The following is a 16446-nucleotide window of genomic DNA, read 5'->3' on the forward strand; positions in this document are numbered from 1 at the left end:
TGGTCTGGCCGCCCTTTTTCATGTCGCGCCGCTATAATTGCGCCCCATTTTTGCAGTGCAACACGGGAGCGACTCAATGAGCTGGGACCTGGTACCGACCGGCAAGGATGTGCCGAACGACATCAACGTCATCATCGAAATCCCGATGAACGCCGATCCGGTCAAGTACGAGGTGGACAAGAAATCGGGCGCGATCTTCGTCGACCGCATCCTCACCACGCCGATGCGCTACCCCTGCAACTACGGCTTCGTCCCGCACACCCTGTGCGGCGACGGCGATCCGCTCGACGTGCTGGTGATGACGCCGATGCCGTTGCTGCCGGGCTGCGTGATCAATTGCCGGCCGATCGGCATGCTGGAGATGGAAGACGAGTCCGGCACCGACGAGAAGCTCGTTGCGGTGCCGAACAACAAGATCTTCCCGATGTACAAGAACATCAGCAGCGTGCGCGAGCTGCCGGACCTGTTCCGCGACCAGATCCAGCATTTCTTCGAGCACTACAAGGATCTCGAGAAGGGCAAGTGGGTCAAGATCAAGGGCTGGCACGGCCCCAAGGACTCGCTCAAGGCGATCGAGGCCAGCGTCGAGATGTATAACAACGCGAAGACCAAGCCGGCATTCTGATCCGGCGTCGAAAACACGGCATCATCCGGAGGCGGGCGCGAGCCCGCCTCTTTCGTTTCCGGGAGCCGTACGCATGTCCGCCGAATCCCACTGCGACGTCGCCGTCATCGGTGCCGGCTTCGCCGGCCTGCGGACCGCCCTGCGCCTGCGCGAGGCCGGCCTGTTGGTACGCGTGCTCGAAGCGCGCGATCGCGTCGGCGGGCGTTCTGCAGCGGCGACGCTGAACGGCCGCACGATCGACGTCGGCGGCCAATGGGTCGGCGTGGGCCACGAACGCCTGCGGGCGCTGGCCGAATCCTGCGACACATCCCTGGTGCCGCAGTACACGGCCGGCAGCAAGCTGCTGGAACTGGGCGGCAGGATGCGCCGTTACGACGGGCTGATCCCACCCGCCTCGGTGACGGCACTGGTCGAGATGCAGAGCGCGCTGTGGCGGCTGCGCGCGCTGCAGCGGCGCGTGCCGCCGGATGCGCCGTGGGATGCGCACGGCGCCGATGCGCTGGACCGTCTCAGTGTCGATGCCTGGCAGGCGCGCTGGCTGCGCAGCCGCGGCGCGCGCGCCCTGTTCGACATCGGCGTGCGCGCGGTCTTCTGCGGCACGCCGCGGCAGCTGTCGATGCTCGGTTTCCTGCACTACCTGCGCGCCAACCGTGACTTCGACGCGCTGCTGTCGACCACCGACGGCGCGCAGGCCTGGACCGTGGACGGCGGCATGCACGCGCTCGCCGTGCGCATGGGCGCCGCGCTCGGCGATGCGCTGCAGCTCGATACGCCGGTGCGGCAGATCGAGCAGCAGGCCGACAGCGTCGTCGTGCACACACCGCGAGGTGCGCTGCGCGCGAGCCGCGTCGTGGTGGCGATGGCACCGCCCGCCGCGGGCCGCATCGACTACGCGGTAACGCTGCCGGCGCGCGAACAGCTCGCGCAACGCATGCCGATGGGATCGGTGATCAAGGTACTGGTCGCCTACGCGAAGCCGTTCTGGCGCGCCAACGGGCTGTCCGGCGAGTTCGTCGGCGACGCCGCCGCGTTCTCGCCCGTGTTCGATGCTTCGCCCGCGGATGCCTCGCACGGCGCGCTGATCGGATTCTTCGACGGCCCCGAGGCGGTGCACTGGAGTGGCGATGCGCAGGCGCGCCGGCGCGAAGTGATTGCCACGCTGGTCCGCGCCTTCGGTCCCGAAGCGGCAGAACCCCTCGACTACGCCGAGAAGGACTGGATTGCCGATCCCTGGAGTCGCGGCTGCTACACGGGCCTGTGGACGCCGGGCACGCTGACCGAAGTCGGCTCCGCGCTGCGCGCGCCCTGCGGTCGCGTCCACTGGGCCGGCACCGAAACCGCGACCGAGTGGTGCGGCTACATCGAGGGCGCGCTGGCGTCGGGCGACCGCGTCGCCGACGAACTGCGCCACGCTATGGCAAGCTGACGGCGAGCCGCCCAGGAACGCCGCGCATGACCGAGCTGCAGACTTCCGACGCCGAGCTTGCCGAATCCGGCGAGCGCACGACCCTGATCATCGCCTACGCGCTCGACCTGATCGCGCCATTCACGGGGTTCCTGATCGCGATCGTCAGCGTCATCATCAGCCACATCAAGGCCGCGGAAACGCAGAACGCCTTCATCCGCAGCCATCATCGCTGGCTGATCCGCACGTTCTGGTGGAACCTTCTGTGGGTGATCGTCTTCGGCGTGCTGACGCTGGTCTTCATCGGCTACTTCGGCCTGCTCGCGCTGGTGATCTGGTGGTATTACCGCATGGTGCGCGGCCTGATCGACTACTCGAACAACCGGTCGATGCCGGCGTAGAAACCGGCCGATGCGTCATGGCCGTCCATGGCGCAGCCGCGTGCGGCGGTTCGAGATCGCGACGCGAACTCCTTGCGAACGCAGACGGCGCCCTTCAAGGCATCGTCAAGGCGCGTTCGCTCTCCCACAGCCAGGCCGCACCGCGCACACCGCTGGCATCGCCATAGCGCGCCGGCACGAGACGGGTCGCGACGCGATCGGAGAACACCCAGTCGCCCCACAGCCGGGGCACGTTCTCGTACAGGCGCTCGAGTCGTGAGAGCCCGCCGCCGACGACGATCACGTCGGGATCGAGCAGGTTGATCACCGACGCGAACGCGCGCGCAAGCCGGTCCTCCCAGCGTGCCAGCGTCGCCTCCGCCGCGGCGTCGCCGTTGCGCGCGCGCTCGGCGATCTGTTCGCTGCGCAGGCTTTCGCCGTGAACGCGCTGGTGATCGGCGGCAATGCCGCCGCCGCAGCACCACACCTCGATCGTGCCGTGCCGGCCGTCCCAGCCCAGCGGCCCCGGCACCTCGCCCCACTCCGGGCGCGGCCACGGCAGCGCGTTGTGCCCCCACTCGCCGGCGATCGCGTTCGGCCCCTCGAGCAGGCGGCCGCCGATGCACACACCGCCGCCGACGCCGGTTCCGAGGATCGCGGCGAACACGCCGTGAGCGCCCGCCGCGGCACCGTCGGTGGCCTCCGACAACGCCAGGCAGTCGGCATCGTTGGCGATGCGCACGCGCGGGCCGAGGCGTGCTTCCAGATCCTCGAGCAGCGGCCGGTCGTTGAGGCAGGTGCTGTTGCAGTTCTTCATGCGCCCGGTCAGGCGCGATCGCGCCCCCGGGGTGCCGGCACCCACCGGCAGGTTGCGCCCCCCGACCTCGGCCTCGAGATCGGCAACCAGTCCGCAGATCGTCTGCAACGCCGCCTCGTAGTCGTCCGGCGGCGTCGGCACGCGCCGTCGTGCCAGGACCTGCGAAGCGTCGTCGATGACGACGCCTTCGGTCTTGGTGCCGCCCAGGTCGATGCCGATACGCATCGCGCGATCTTCGCGAGGCGTCTGCCGAAGATCAAGGGCGAGAGCCTTCAGAGCGACTCGAACGGCCCCCTGATCGCCAGCGTCAGCCCGGCCCACTGCACGTTGACGAACAGCGTGCGGCCGTCCGGCGCGAAGCAGGCGCCGGCCAGCTCGGAGTCGTTGTACGGATTGCGGGCCAGCGCGTAGAGGCTGCCGTCGGGGCGCACGCCGAGCAGCCGGCAGGCACGGTTCGTGTCCTCGCACACGATCAGATCGCCCCACGGCGCCACCGTCAGGTTGTCGGCATTGGCGAAACGTGCCGGATCGGTGGACTCGACGAACAGTGTCAGGCTGCCGCCGCGTGCATCCGGCCGGAAGCGGAAGATCTGGCCGGCCTGCGCCGCACCGCCGCTGGTACAGGCGAACCAGCAGGCATCGCTCCCCCACCACAGTCCCTCGCCGCGCGCGAACAATGCCGCGCCGCCTGCGTGTCCACGCAGGCGCAGATCGTCGCCGGGCGCGTCGACACCGTCGAGATCGATCCAGCGTACGCGCAGCGCGCAACCGGGCTCGCAGATTGCCGTCTGCGCCTGCCAGCCGCGGGTATCGGCCGAAGCCCGCTCCGCGATGGCAAGGGCCTGCAGACGTCCGCCCGCAGCCAGCCGGCCGCGTTCGTGCGGAACGAAGCGGTAGAACAGGCCGTCCGGCCGGTCTTCGGTGAGGTAGACGATGCCGGTGGCGGGATCGACTGCGGCGGCCTCGTGATTGAAGCGCCCGAGCGCGGCCAGGGGCCGTGCGTCGACCAGCCCGCGATGACTCGACGGCACCTCGAACACCCAGCCGTGGTCGCGCGTATGCCGGGTGTCGGCGGACTGCAGGCTTTCCTCGCAGCTCAGCCAGGAACCCCAGGGCGTGGGCCCGCCGGCGCAGTTGCGCAGGGTGCCGCCGAGGCTGAGGAACTGGGCCTCGACTTGCCGCGCCCCGGGCGCGAGCACCAGCGTCGTCGTGCCGCCGTACGACGGCCCTTCACCGCCGGCGTCGTACAGCCGCGCGCGGTCGACGTTCGCGAGCCGCGCATCGCCGGCGCCGAACGCCGTACCGAACACCGGCCCGCTCCGCGCATCGAGTTCGTGGTTGCGCACCAGCACGACACGCCCGCCCTCGCCGGGGAAGGCCGCCATGCCGTCGCAGCCACCCGGGACCAGCAGGCCGTCGTCCATGAGCGTGCCGGCACGCGACAGCACGGTGTAGTCGAAGCCCTCGGGCAGATCGAGAACGCCGTCCGGGTCCGGACGCAGGCGGTCGGCCACGAGCGGCGGTGCGACGGCCGCGAGCGCCCGTTGCCAGCCGCCGAATGCCGCGGCGACGGCACCGCCCGCCTGCAGCAGGAAGCGTCGTCGATCGATCATCGCGGCCATGGCGCCGTCAGTCCGTGCAGCGCGCCGCGCCGACGCCGTCGAGCAGCTCGCCCAGATCGAAGGCGGCGACATTGCCGTCGTCGTGCACGGCGTAGAACGCGCCGTGATCGAACCCCGGCATCGGCGTCTGCGTCAGCCAGATGCCGTCGGTGTTGAGCACCGTCGGGCTGCCGACGCTGCCGCGGTATTCCAGCGTCTGGCGGTCGAACAGGTGGAAGAAGTTCTCCCGCTTGCCCTGGTCGGTGGCAAACCACCAGCCGCTGCCATCGGCACAGGCGTACAGCGCGATGCCCTCCGGCTGGAAGTGGAACACGCCGGCGCCGACGCGGCGGCCGGTGAACCGGCCGTCGAAGCCGTAGACCTTGATGTTGCGCTGGCGGTATTCCTCCTCGTCGGCAACCAGCAGGCGGCCGTGCCGCGGATCGCCCCAGATCGACTCGACGACGTGGAGCACGCCGAGGCCGGAGGTCTCGCCGAACGCCCGCTCGCGCAGTACCGTCCAGCCGTCCGCCGTGCGGCGTACCAGGAACTGCTGCACGCGCCGGTCGAGCTCGGCAGGCGGCGGCACCGCTTCGTCCGCCGTCTCGTAGTTGTCGGTCACGTAGACCCGGTAGTCGCCGCCGGCGAGTCCGTGCACCCACAGACCGTAGGGTTTGCGCAGCGGTCCGTCGCCGTCGTTGCCGAACGTGAGCAGGGGCTCGAGGTCCGGAAGCTGCAGCACCTGCACGCGCCGGTTGTCGCGCTCGACGACGAAGGCCAGGTCGTCGATCACGAATACCCCGTTGGGCCGGTCGAACTGCGCGGGGCCGGTGCCGGACTCGCCGAACTTGCGCTTCAGGGTGCCAGTGGCGGCGTCGTAGACCAGCAGGCGGTCGGTCTGCTTGGCCGTCGCGATCAGCAGATGCCGGCCGTCCGGCGCATGCCAGGTCGCCACGGAATCGGTGTTGTCGACCTCGTCGCGCACCGTCTGCCAGCGTTCGGACAGGCTCACGGCGCCGGCGACCGTCGGCAGCGGCGGCTCGCCGTCCATCGCGCGCTCCAGACCGGCACAGCCGCCGAGGCCGAGCGCCAGCGGGATTGCGGCGAGCGCAACCAGACGTCTTGCGATCATCGCGCGCCTCCTCAGAAGCGACCGCGCAGCGTCAGGATCGCGATGCGCCCGACACTTTCGGTCTCGACTTCGAACTCCTCGAGCTGGCCGTCCGGCAGGTCATCGTCGAACACGCGGAAGGTCTCGTCCTTGTGCGCGTCGAGCAGGTTGGTGCCGTTGAGCTTCACCCAGAGATTCTCGCTGATCTGATATTCGACGAAGGCCTCGAGATTACCGTCGTAGCGCACGTCCGCAATCTCGTCCGATTCGTATTCGAGCGCGCGCCCCTGCTTCTGGAAGCTGGCGCCCCAGGTGATGCGCTGCGGCAGCTTGTGCGTGAAGCCGAGGTTGAACACATAGACCGGCTGCAGCTGGAAGCGACGCTGCTGACCGGTGAACGGGTCGGTGATTTCCGATTTCTGGTAGCTGTAGTTGCCGTAGACGTTGACGCCCGGCAGGCCGAGCATCACCAGCGGGAAACTCGCGTCGAACTCGATGCCGTAGACCTCGCCGTCGCCGGTGTTCGACGGCGATTCGACGTCGTCCTCGATCTCGACGACCTCGATCAGATCGCTCACGTCCCGGTAGAACAGGTTCACGCCGACGATGCCGGCCTGATCGGCGAAGCGATGTTCGTAACCGAGGTCGTAGCCGATGGCCGTTTCCGGTTCGAGTTCCGGATTGCCGACGAAGAACTCGCCGTCGTCCTCTTCGAGAAACGGCACCAGAGCGCTGAAGTCCGGACGGCGCACGGTGCGCGCGACGCTGGCGCGGATCTGGTCGTTCGCGGTGAACAGCCAGCGATAGTGAAGATTCGGATTGAGCTCGGTCTGGCTGTCGTCGGCTTCGTGCCGCTGGCCGTCCGAGTCGAAGCCCTCCTGCTCGAGCTCCGTGGTCTCCAGACGCAGGCCGGCGTCGATCGCGTGGCGGGCGTTCAGCGTCCAGGTGTACTGCGCGAAGGCGTCGAAGCGCTGCTCGCGAATCTCGTAGACGCCGTTGATCTCCGTCTCGTCCTCGAACTCGCCCGAGTCCTCGTCGAACTCCGCAGTGCGTGTGGCGGCATCGCGGGCCTTGCGTCCCAGGTCGAGGCCGACGAGCAGACGATCGTTCAGACCGAGCGGCAGTTCGAAGCTCGGCGACAGCCGCATCTCGGTATCGTCGGTGTCGATGGTCTCGGTCTCCAGCGCGATCTCGACGTCGTCCTCGACCTCGCCGGCGACGTTGTCGATGTCGACATCGAAGCGGTTGTAGTCGAGCACGATGTTGAAGCGCGCCTCGCCGAACGGCTGCATGAAGCTGAGCGCCAGCCCGTGACTGTTCTCCTCGATGTCCTCGTGCTCGAACTCGATCGCGTCGAGCTCGGCGACGCCGTCCTCGACCTCGAAGTTCGGGGAGAACTGGTCCTCGTCGCGCCGGGTGCCGACCGAGTAGCCGTCCACCGAGAAGGTGCCGCCGGTGGTCAGCAGCCACGACAGCCTCAGGTTGCCGGCGAGATCGCGACTGTCCCGCACGTCGTCCTCCTGCGCGAAGGCGATCAGGTTGCCATCGGCGTCGTACAGGGTCTCGCGCTTGTCCTTGGCGTTGTAGCGGCCCTGGTAGTTGAGCGCGCCCATGTAGCTGAAGCGCCCGCTCTGGCCGCCGTAGCCGAGGTAGCCGCTGCCGCGCAGCGTGTCGTCGCCGCTGCGGTAGAGCCCGCTGCGGTACTGGCCGCCGGAGAACTCGCCGGCGTTCTTGAGCACGATGTTGATCGTGCCGCCGATGCCCTGCGCGTCGAGGTCGCCGGTCGGCGCGCGGATGATCTCGATGCGCTCGACCAGTTCCGCCGGAATGCGGTCGACGAAGACGCTGCGATCGTCGCCGGCGCCTGCCACGCGCTCGCCGTTGATCAGGATCTGCGTGTACTGCGTGCCGATGCCGCGCAGCTGCGGCGCGTCGTACTCGCCGACGTCGCTGGTGAAGGCCACACCCGGCACCTGCTTGAGCATGTCGCCGACCGACAGCGGTTCGAAGCGCGAGAAGTACGCGGCGTCGTAGATCAGGCGCGGCGACACCGACTCGCTGCGATATCGGAAAAAGTCGGCGCTGTCGGTCACGGTGATGGTGTCGAGCGGCGTCGGCGCGGTGTCGGCTTGCGCCGCGACCAGCGCCGGCCACACGCCGGCCATGACTGCGATGAGTGTCCTGCCGCCCTGCCGCCGCGGCACGATCGTACGGATGCGCATCGATGTCCCCCTCGAAGAACGCCGGCACGGGCGCCGGCCATTGGTCGAGGCGGGACTCTATGGACCCAATGTGACAGCGAGGCACGGCGGAACGCAGCCACCCGATCCGGCGCGACCCGGGTCATTTCGGCTCAGCGGGCGCGGGCAGGTTCACGGAACCGTCACGAACTTCGACGACCGTTCTGCGGTTGAATCCACCGGCATTCCTGCGCTCATGTGGCGACAACACCTCCCGTCCCTGCTGCTGCTGTGCGCGGCCCTGTGCGTCGGCTGCACGCTGGCGCTGTCGCTGGGCCAGCCCAAACCGCTGTCGGCGATCGCCTGGTATGACGTGCTCGGCGAGGCGGTGACCCTGCTGGTCGCCTGCGGCTGGCTCGGCCTGGTCGTCGCCTACCGCCCGAGGGGCTGGGTCAGCCACTGTCTGATCGCCGGTACCGGCCTGCTCATCTGGTCCTACGCGCTCGACCTGTTCGACGAGTTCTTCAAGTACGTCGGCGTCGATCATCCGCAGAGCCTGCTGGAGTCCGCACCGGCGCCGTTCGGCATGCTGCTGCTGACGGTGGGTGTCGCGGGCTGGATGCGCGAGCAGCGGATCGTCCATCGCCAGCTCACCGGCCGCGAGCATTTCCTGCGCGACCACCGCCTGCTCGACCCCCTGACCAAGCTCTACAACCGCCGTTACCTGCAGCATGCGCTGGAGCGCGAGCTGGAACTGCGCAAGCCGGACGAGCCGCTGTCGCTGCTGGTGATCGACGTCGAGGGCTTTGCCGGCTACAACCATCGCCGTGGGGCGGCGGCCGGCGACCGGCTGCTGGTGCGGATCGCCGAGTGGGTGCTGATACGCATGCGACCGTCGAGCCTGCTGTGCCGCTACGGCGGTGATCGCTTCGTGATGCTGCTGCCCGACACGCCGCTGGCCCGGGCCGCCCGCCTGGCCCGTCACCTGCAGACCCGCTTCCCCGGGGCGCACGACGATGCCGAGGACTGCACGCTGCGTTGCAGCGCGCACGTCATCGACGGCGAGGCGCGCCCGCCGGCGCCTGCCGAACTGATGAGCGCGCTCGAACGGCATGCGCGAACCGACGAACGCCCGCAGTGGAACCCTGCGTGACCGCACCGTTCGACAGCGAGGACAAGTGCCTGTGGCTGGCGTCCTCCTGCCAGGACCTGATCGCCCTGTGCCTGCGACGCGACGCCGACCTGAACCGCCTGCTGTCCGGAACACGGATCTTCCCGGCGAACCTGGCCGTCGAGCACCATCGCATCGCCGCGCGCGACTGGCTGAACCTCGTGCGCAACTGCCGCAGACAGGTGCCGGTCGACGATCTGGCGTTCATGACCGCCGATGCGATGCTCGCCAATCGCGACCATGCGTTCCTGCAGATGCTGCAGTGTGCCCCGGACCTGGGCAGTGCCCTGCGCGCATGGCACCGCCATCGCGCCGGCTTCCTGCCGTTGGTGCAGGTCAGTCCCGCCGGCAGCGACCGGGACCTGAGCCTGCATCTGCGACCGGCAATCGGACTGCAGGGTCAGGATGCCTTCGTCACCGAGCTGACGGTTTCCCTGCTGATCGGCCTGGTCCGCCACCAGCTCGACGACGCCACGTCGGGCATCAGCATCGAGCTGACCACGCAGCGCCCGGCCGACATCGAATCGTACCGGCTGCACTGGCGCATAGAGCCGAGCTTCGATGCACCGGTCAACCGCGTGCGCATTGCCTATCCGCTGCTGTTCCGCCCGTTCGCCGGTAGCGATGCACAACGCTTCGCGCAACTGCAGGCAGGCCTGCGCGCGCTCAGCCGACATAGCGGCCGTCGCATCGGTCTGCTCGAATTCCTGCGTCGACGCATGCGGCGCGCACTGCCGCAGTTGCTCGGCCTCGAACAGGCGGCGGCCGCGTTGTCGATGAGTGGCAGCTCGCTCAAGCGCCTGCTCAAGCAGCATGGCGTCAGCTATGGCGAGCTGATCGACGAGGTGCGCAGCGAACTCGCGTGGACGCTGCTGCGCGAGCAGCGCTGGTCGAACCCGCGCGTCGCCGAACGCCTCGGCTACGCCAACGAACACAACTTCCGCCGCGCGTTCAAGCGCTGGACCGGACGCCCGCCGAGCGCCGTCCTGGCACCGTGACGGCGACGGCGGTACGGGCACGCCGTAGACTGGCGCGCGATGCCCTGCCCGATCGTGTCCTGATGTCTGCCACCGCCGCACCGCATGAAGCCGCAAGCCCGGCGGAACCCGACGTCGTGCCCTGCGGTGCGCTGGCGGACGGCACGCTGGACGCGTTCGTCGCGGCACAGGGCATGCGCCTGCAGTGGATCGCCGATGGCGAACCGATTCCCGGCAGCTACTGGGGCGAATCCGAAGCCGGGCTGCAGAAAGACACCCTGTTCGTCCGGCGCGACACGCCGGTGCACTCGGCACTGCACGAGCTTTGCCACTGGCTCTGCATGGACCCGTCGCGGCGCCAGCGCCTGCAGACCGACGCAGGTGGCGAGGACATCGAGGAAGCGGGCGTCTGCTATCTGCAGGCCCTGCTTGCCGAGACCGTCCCCGGTTACTCGCGGGCCCGCCTGTTTGCCGACATGGATGCCTGGGGCTATCACTACCGCCTCGGCAGCGCCCGGGCGTGGTTCGAGCAGGATGCCGAGGATGCGCGGGCCTGGCTGCGCCGGCACGGACTGATCGACGCCGAAGACCGCCCCTGCGGGTAGTCGCGAGGCTTGACAGGCCCGTTACAATGCCGCTCATGCGTCGGCACCTGCCCAGACACCTGCTGCTGATCCTGACCCTGGTCCTCGGCCAGTGGCTGGCGATCGCGCATGCGCACGAGCACGCCGCGCTCTCGGTCGATCAGGTCTGCCAGATCTGTCTGCATGCGCCGGGGATCGACACCGGCGCCCTCGGCGGCAAGCCCGCCTTCCTGCCGCCCCCGCCAAGCGGCGAAGCCCCCGGCTACCTGCCGCCGCCGGCAACGGCGCGGGCGCACCATCACCACACCCGTATCCGCGGTCCTCCGGCCGTCACCCGCTGACGCCCGCTTTCGGAGCGCGCCGCCGCGATGTTGCGGCGTGCAGCGTTCCGCCGTGAATCGGCGCGTGCCCGCGCGGCACGTGCCCTGTTCCAGGACCCATGATGGATACCCCTATTTGCATCCGCGTTTCGTGCGCGCTGTTCGCAGCCGCATTGCCCGCACTGGCTCACGGCCAGTCGCCACCCCCTGAAGAACCCGTAGAACTCGAGGAAATCATCGTCCGCTCCGGCCCGTTCGAGCGAACGGCCGATGAGCTTGTCCAACCTGTCGACGTCCTCAGCGGCGAGGCGCTCGAACGCCGCCGTCGCGGCACCGTCGGCGACGTGCTCGCCGACCGCCCCGGCATCGCCAATGCCAGCTTCGGCCCGGGCGTCGGCCGGCCGGTGATCCGCGGCCAGGGCGGCCCGCGCGTGCTGCTGCTGGAGAACAGCATCGCCTCGATGGACGCCTCGTCGATCAGCGCCGACCACGCGGTGACGGTCGACCCGCTCGACGCCGACCAGATCGAGGTCATCAAGGGCCCGGCGACGCTGATCTATGGCGGCGCCGCGTCGGCCGGCATCGTCAACGTCATCGACGACCGCCTGCCGGACATCGTCGTGCCGGGCCTGCGCCTGCGCGGCAACCTCTCCTACGGCGACAACGGCGACGAGCGCAATGGCGCCCTGCGCGCGCGCTACGGCGTCGGCGAGTTCCAGCTCGGCGCCAACGTGGCCCGGCGAGAAGCCGGCGAGTTCGACATTCCCGGCTACGCGACACGCGCCGGTGCCGACGCGCACGAGGGACATGACCACGCCGAGGAGGAGGAAGAGGAGCGTTACGGCGTGCTCGATAACAGCGATCTGCGCACCGACAGCTACGGCGCATCGGCCGCCTGGGTCCGCGACCGCAGCATGCTCGGCGTGGCGGTGACGCGCTTCGAATCCAACTACGGCATTCCCGGACACGGGCACGCCCACGAGGAAGACGCCGGCGAAGAAGAGGAGGCGCACAGCCACGACGGTGTGCGCATCGACATGGAGCAGACGCGCACCGACCTGCGTGGCCTGCTCTACGACCCGCTGCCGGGATTCGACCGTCTGGAGCTGCGCGCCGGCGTCAACGACTACCGGCACCGGGAGATCGAGCCCGGCGGCGAGGTCGGCACGACCTTCGACGTGCAGGAGACCGAAACCCGCATCGAACTCGCCCATCGGCCCCTCGGCGAATGGGTCGGCGTCGCCGGCCTGCACGTCAGTCACCGGGACTTCGAGGCCGTGGGCGAGGAAGCGTTCGTCCCGCCCGTCGTCACCCGTGGCCTGGGGCTGTTCCTCGTCGAGAGCCGCAAGATCGCCGGCCACGAGTTCGAGATCGGCGCCCGCGTCGATCAGGTCGAACACGAACCGCAGTCCGATGCGCTCGCGGACACGGACTTCACGCCGCTGAGCCTGTCGACCGGCATCAACTTCCTGTTCGGCGATCACCTGCACCTGCGCGTCAACCTGCAGCGTGCGCAGCGTGCACCGGCGGCCGAGGAGCTGTACGCCTTCGGCCCGCACCTGGCGACACTGGCCTTCGAGCGGGGCGATGTCGCGCTCGATGTGGAGACGGCGAACAACCTCGATCTCAGCTTCGGCCGCGACCGCGGTCGCTGGACCTGGGAAGTCGGCGCGTTCTACAACCGCATCAACGACTATGTGTTCCTGCGCGAAGTCGACGAGGGTCTGAACGCGGACGGCAGCGGCACGCCGTCATCCGACGGCGTCGCCGACCGGGTCGACGAGTCGGGCACCTTCGAGGCCGACGGCGAGCTGCTGCTGGTGGATGTGACGCAGCAGGATGCCGAGTTCTACGGCGCCGAGATCTGGCTGCGCCACCAGCTTATCGACGAAGGACCGTTGCGCCTCGCCGTTCGCGGTTTCGGCGATACCGTTCGCGGGCGCCTGCGGTCCGGCGGACAGAATCTTCCGCGCATCTCGCCGTCGCGCCTGGGCATCAGCGCCGACGCCGAGTTCGGCGACTGGTCCGCGGCACTGGGCTACACGCGCGTGTTCGAACACGATCGTCTGGCGCCGCTGGAGACCAACACGCCCGGACACGATCTGGTGTCGGCCGACCTGGAATACGCGCTGCCGTTCCAGAACGTACGCACCACGATCTACCTGCAGGGCCGCAACCTGCTCGACGAGAAGCAACGACTGAGCACGTCGTTCCTCAAGGACGTGGCGCCTCAGCCCGGACGCTCGCTGTTCGTCGGGCTGCGCTTCGATTTCCTCTCGCCGGTCTGAGCCCTGTCGTTGCCCGGCGCCCTGCGCCACACCCTTCCACTGCATGTCGCGGTGCTTCGCTGCCTGCGCGCGAAGACCGCCAAGGAGTCATCCCATGTTGAATGCCCTTCGTACTGCTTCCTTTCTGCGCCTTTCGCTGATCGCCGTCGCAGCGTCGCTCGCTGCCTGCAACGATGACGACGCCCTGCGCGGCGGCGACGATCACGACCACACCGAATCCGGCGGCCGTCTTGCCTTCGCCACTGTCGAGGGCGATCCGCAGCTGCTGGTCCACGATCTCGACAGTGGCCAGACCACCGCCATCGCTCTGAGCAACGCGCCCACCGCCGTCTACGCCAGCCCCGAGGGACGCTACGCCGTCGTCGTGCAGTCCGGGGCAGGCCAGGTCAACTTCGTCGACGGCGGCATCTGGCTGCACGACGATCACGCCCATGCCGACGAACCCGAACTGCTCGACTTCACCCTGTTCGGCGCCAAACCGGCGCACTACCAGACGCACGAGGAGCAGGCGGCACTGTTCTACGACGGCGAGGGCGGCACGCCGGCCAAGTTCGACATCTTCTCCGACGAAAGTCTGGCCGACGGTGGTGTGCTGGCCTCACAGACACTCCCGGCTGCCGTGCACGGCGTCGCCGAACCGCGCGACGGCTACGTGCTGGCCGTCGACTACTCCGCCGAGGAAGCGGCCGCCGGTGCACCGCGCAGCGCCGTCAAGCTCTACGAACTGCATGACGACCACTTCCACGACGAAGGCCGCTTCGAGACCCTCTGCGAGAACCTGCACGGCAGCGCCACCAACGAGGACTATGTAGCGTTCGGCTGCCAGGATGGCGTGCTCGTGATCGAACAGGACGGCAGCAGCTTCACCGACAGCAAGATCGCGATCGACCGCCGCATCACGCAGATGGCCGGCCACCACGCGGTCCCGTTCCTGGTCGCGTTTGCCGGTGCCGCCGACGACGACGCGCTGTTCGTGATCGATCCGGCGGCGGGATCAGCCGAAGCGTTCGACTGGAAAGACGGCGCCGCCGTGAACCGCCGTCAGCACACCTTCGATGCGCACGGCGAACATCTGCTGATTCTCGACAGCGCGGGCACGTTGCACGTGCTCGAAGTCCACGACGATCACTTCGACGTTGCCGGCCGCATCGACGTACTGACCGGCGACGACACCGCCGCGCGCATGGCCACCAGCGCCGGCGGCGATCTCGCCTTCGTGACCGACAGCGCCGGCAAGTCCGTCGTGGTGGTCGATCTGGAAGACCTCGAGGTCGTCGACCACATCGACCTCGGCTTCGCGCCAGTCGGCATCGCCTGGCTCGGTATTGCCGAGGAGGAGCACGGGCACGACCACTGAGGCAGCCTTGGTAAATGAAGAAAGGCCGGTGCGATGCTGCACCGGCCTTTTTCGTGTCGCCGACCGCTGTCCTTTGGATCTTTCGCCCCAGCCATCCATGGCGCAGCGGCGCGCTACCTAGACCGACCGGCCCGGCCATCCGTGGCCGGGCCGGTCGGGATCGCAGCGAGTGCCACTGGCACTCGCTGCGATCCCTCACCCCCGCGTCTTCGCCTGGTTCGCGACGGCCTCGGCGGCCTTCTTCGCCGCCTCGGCGTCGCCGAGATAGCGGTGAGCATGCACGCTCAGGTCCTCGCGCAGTTCGAACAGCAGCGGGATGCCGGTCGGGATGTTGAGATCGATGATGTCCTTGTCGGACACATGGTTCAGATACTTGTAGAGCGCGCGCAGCGAGTTGCCGTGGGCGGTCACGAGCACGGTCTGGCCGGCCTTGAGCTGCGGTGCGATGGCGTCGTGCCAGTAGGGCAGCACGCGATCGAGCGTCGTCTTCAGCGACTCGGTCGCCGGCAGCACGGCGGCGTCGAGCCGACGGTAACGGCGGTCATAGCGGGGATGGCCGCCGTCGTGCTCGTCGAGCGGCGGCGGCGGAATGTCGTACGAGCGGCGCCAGATCTTGACCTGCGCCTCGCCGTGCTTGGCCGTGGTCTCGGCCTTGTCGAGGCCCTGCAGCGCACCGTAGTGGCGTTCGTTGAGCCGCCAGGTCTTGTGAACGGGCAGCCACATCTGGTCCATGACGTCGAGCGCGGTGTACATCGTGCGGATCGCGCGGCGCAGCACCGAGGTGTGGGCCACGTCGAACAGCAGACCCTCCTCGCGCATCAGTTCGCCGGCCTTGACCGCTTCCTGGCGGCCCTGTTCGGTGATGTCGACGTCCACCCAGCCGGTGAAGCGGTTGTCGAGATTCCATTGGCTCTGGCCGTGGCGCAGAAGAACGAGTTTTCTGGTCATTGCGGTTCTCTGGTGGAAGGCGGACGCACGGTCACGCCAGGACGGGCGCGCCGGTCTTGGTCCGGACTTCGTCGATGCCGACACCGGGCGCCAGTTCGACGAGCTTCAGGCCCAGCGGCGTCACGTCGAGCACGCACAGGTCGGTGATGATGCGGTTGACCACGCCCACGCCGGTCAGCGGCAGCGTGCATTGCTTGAGGATCTTGTGCTCGCCGTTCTTGGCGGTGTGCTCCATCAGCACGACGACGCGCTTGACGCCTGCGACGAGGTCCATCGCGCCGCCCATGCCCTTGACCATCTTGCCGGGGATCATCCAGTTGGCGATGTCGCCGCTGTCGGTCACCTGCATGGCGCCGAGGATCGACAGGTTGATGTGGCCGCCGCGGATCATGCCGAAGGAGTCGGCGCTGCTGAAGAACGCGCTGCCGGGCACCGTGGTGATGGTCTGCTTGCCGGCGTTGATCAGGTCGGCGTCGACTTCGTTCTCCCGGGGAAACGGTCCGATACCCAGCAGGCCGTTCTCGCTCTGCAGCCAGACGTCCATGCCCTCGGGGATGAAGTTGGCCACCAGCGTCGGCAGGCCGATGCCCAGGTTCACGTAGTAGCCGTCCTGCAATTCCCTGGCGGCGCGCTGCGCCATTTCGTCGCGTGTCCAGGCCATGGCTGTTCTCCGGTCGGATGA

Annotated in this window: 15 protein-coding genes; 9 read left to right on the plus strand and 6 right to left on the minus strand. The window is 68.6% G+C overall.

The window, feature by feature from the left end; translation table 11 throughout:
- The first annotated feature begins 76 nt into the window (after nt 1–76).
- The 3 genes from ppa (at nt 77) to C8D93_RS07255 (ending at nt 2431) form a co-directional block, all read left to right on the plus strand.
- Nucleotides 77–625 (plus strand): inorganic diphosphatase, encoded by a 549-nt coding sequence (gene ppa / locus C8D93_RS07245; RefSeq protein WP_110264505.1) that lies wholly within the window; start codon nt 77–79, stop codon nt 623–625.
- A 73-nt stretch (nt 626–698) separates the two neighbouring features.
- Complete coding sequence (locus tag C8D93_RS07250; RefSeq protein WP_110264506.1) at nt 699–2051, plus strand: flavin monoamine oxidase family protein; 1353 nt, start codon at nt 699–701, stop codon at nt 2049–2051.
- Between the two features lie 26 nt (nt 2052–2077).
- On the plus strand, nt 2078–2431 hold the full coding sequence (locus tag C8D93_RS07255; RefSeq protein ID WP_110264507.1) for a DUF4870 family protein: 354 nt from the start codon (nt 2078–2080) through the stop codon (nt 2429–2431).
- A gap of 94 nt (nt 2432–2525) precedes the next feature.
- Here C8D93_RS07255 and C8D93_RS07260 read toward each other — a convergent pair whose 3' ends face one another.
- Genes C8D93_RS07260 through C8D93_RS07275 form a run of 4 tightly spaced genes read right to left on the minus strand, consistent with a single transcriptional unit; the run spans nt 2526 to nt 8161 of the window.
- Nucleotides 2526–3452 (minus strand): ROK family protein, encoded by a 927-nt coding sequence (locus C8D93_RS07260; protein WP_110264508.1) that lies wholly within the window; start codon nt 3450–3452, stop codon nt 2526–2528.
- Nucleotides 3453–3499: 47 nt separating this feature from the next.
- Nucleotides 3500–4849, minus strand: a complete 1350-nt coding sequence (locus C8D93_RS07265; RefSeq protein ID WP_211307245.1) for an alkaline phosphatase PhoX — start codon at nt 4847–4849, stop codon at nt 3500–3502.
- Between the two features lie 7 nt (nt 4850–4856).
- The gene (locus C8D93_RS07270; RefSeq protein ID WP_110264509.1) at nt 4857–5960 is read right to left on the minus strand and encodes an NHL repeat-containing protein; all 1104 of its coding nucleotides are present in this window, start codon (nt 5958–5960) and stop codon (nt 4857–4859) included.
- Nucleotides 5961–5971: 11 nt separating this feature from the next.
- Nucleotides 5972–8161, minus strand: a complete 2190-nt coding sequence (locus tag C8D93_RS07275) for a TonB-dependent receptor plug domain-containing protein (RefSeq protein ID WP_110264510.1) — start codon at nt 8159–8161, stop codon at nt 5972–5974.
- A 214-nt stretch (nt 8162–8375) separates the two neighbouring features.
- Here C8D93_RS07275 and C8D93_RS07280 point away from each other — a divergent pair, with 214 nt between their 5' ends.
- The 6 genes from C8D93_RS07280 (at nt 8376) to C8D93_RS07305 (ending at nt 14816) form a co-directional block, all read left to right on the plus strand.
- Nucleotides 8376–9272 carry a GGDEF domain-containing protein gene (locus C8D93_RS07280; protein WP_170123943.1) on the plus strand — a complete coding sequence of 299 codons (897 nt, stop codon included), beginning with the start codon at nt 8376–8378 and terminating at the stop codon, nt 9270–9272.
- Nucleotides 9269–10288 carry a helix-turn-helix domain-containing protein gene (locus tag C8D93_RS07285; RefSeq protein ID WP_146216538.1) on the plus strand — a complete coding sequence of 340 codons (1020 nt, stop codon included), beginning with the start codon at nt 9269–9271 and terminating at the stop codon, nt 10286–10288. The genes C8D93_RS07280 and C8D93_RS07285 overlap by 4 nt, the downstream gene beginning before the upstream one ends.
- Before the next feature lie 62 nt (nt 10289–10350).
- Nucleotides 10351–10872 carry a hypothetical protein gene (locus C8D93_RS07290; protein WP_211307246.1) on the plus strand — a complete coding sequence of 174 codons (522 nt, stop codon included), beginning with the start codon at nt 10351–10353 and terminating at the stop codon, nt 10870–10872.
- A gap of 35 nt (nt 10873–10907) precedes the next feature.
- Entirely contained in the window at nt 10908–11192 is a 285-nt protein-coding gene (locus C8D93_RS07295; RefSeq protein ID WP_146216539.1) for a hypothetical protein, read from the plus strand.
- Nucleotides 11193–11293: 101 nt separating this feature from the next.
- Nucleotides 11294–13459, plus strand: a complete 2166-nt coding sequence (locus C8D93_RS07300; protein WP_170123944.1) for a TonB-dependent receptor — start codon at nt 11294–11296, stop codon at nt 13457–13459.
- A gap of 94 nt (nt 13460–13553) precedes the next feature.
- The gene (locus tag C8D93_RS07305) at nt 13554–14816 is read left to right on the plus strand and encodes a YncE family protein (RefSeq protein WP_110264514.1); all 1263 of its coding nucleotides are present in this window, start codon (nt 13554–13556) and stop codon (nt 14814–14816) included.
- 195 nt (nt 14817–15011) lie between these two features.
- Here C8D93_RS07305 and gpmA read toward each other — a convergent pair whose 3' ends face one another.
- Nucleotides 15012–15764 (minus strand): 2,3-diphosphoglycerate-dependent phosphoglycerate mutase, encoded by a 753-nt coding sequence (gpmA, locus tag C8D93_RS07310; protein WP_110264515.1) that lies wholly within the window; start codon nt 15762–15764, stop codon nt 15012–15014.
- Between the two features lie 31 nt (nt 15765–15795).
- The gene (locus C8D93_RS07315; protein ID WP_110264516.1) at nt 15796–16425 is read right to left on the minus strand and encodes a CoA transferase subunit B; all 630 of its coding nucleotides are present in this window, start codon (nt 16423–16425) and stop codon (nt 15796–15798) included.
- Nucleotides 16426–16446 lie beyond the last annotated feature (21 nt).

The organism is Sinimarinibacterium flocculans, assembly GCF_003201205.1.
Lineage (GTDB): Bacteria > Pseudomonadota > Gammaproteobacteria > Nevskiales > Nevskiaceae > Solimonas > Solimonas flocculans.

Coding starts and splice junctions, on each gene's coding strand:
- C8D93_RS07250 (WP_110264506.1), top strand. CDS start 699: ATGTCCGCCGAATCCCACTGCGACGTCGCCGTCATCGGTGCCGGCTTC.
- gpmA (WP_110264515.1), bottom strand. CDS start 15,764: ATGACCAGAAAACTCGTTCTTCTGCGCCACGGCCAGAGCCAATGGAAT.
- C8D93_RS07290 (WP_211307246.1), top strand. CDS start 10,351: ATGTCTGCCACCGCCGCACCGCATGAAGCCGCAAGCCCGGCGGAACCC.
- C8D93_RS07280 (WP_170123943.1), top strand. CDS start 8,376: ATGTGGCGACAACACCTCCCGTCCCTGCTGCTGCTGTGCGCGGCCCTG.
- ppa (WP_110264505.1), top strand. CDS start 77: ATGAGCTGGGACCTGGTACCGACCGGCAAGGATGTGCCGAACGACATC.
- C8D93_RS07300 (WP_170123944.1), top strand. CDS start 11,294: ATGGATACCCCTATTTGCATCCGCGTTTCGTGCGCGCTGTTCGCAGCC.
- C8D93_RS07260 (WP_110264508.1), bottom strand. CDS start 3,452: ATGCGTATCGGCATCGACCTGGGCGGCACCAAGACCGAAGGCGTCGTC.
- C8D93_RS07265 (WP_211307245.1), bottom strand. CDS start 4,849: ATGGCCGCGATGATCGATCGACGACGCTTCCTGCTGCAGGCGGGCGGT.
- C8D93_RS07295 (WP_146216539.1), top strand. CDS start 10,908: ATGCGTCGGCACCTGCCCAGACACCTGCTGCTGATCCTGACCCTGGTC.
- C8D93_RS07315 (WP_110264516.1), bottom strand. CDS start 16,425: ATGGCCTGGACACGCGACGAAATGGCGCAGCGCGCCGCCAGGGAATTG.
- C8D93_RS07305 (WP_110264514.1), top strand. CDS start 13,554: ATGTTGAATGCCCTTCGTACTGCTTCCTTTCTGCGCCTTTCGCTGATC.
- C8D93_RS07255 (WP_110264507.1), top strand. CDS start 2,078: ATGACCGAGCTGCAGACTTCCGACGCCGAGCTTGCCGAATCCGGCGAG.
- C8D93_RS07270 (WP_110264509.1), bottom strand. CDS start 5,960: ATGATCGCAAGACGTCTGGTTGCGCTCGCCGCAATCCCGCTGGCGCTC.
- C8D93_RS07275 (WP_110264510.1), bottom strand. CDS start 8,161: ATGCGCATCCGTACGATCGTGCCGCGGCGGCAGGGCGGCAGGACACTC.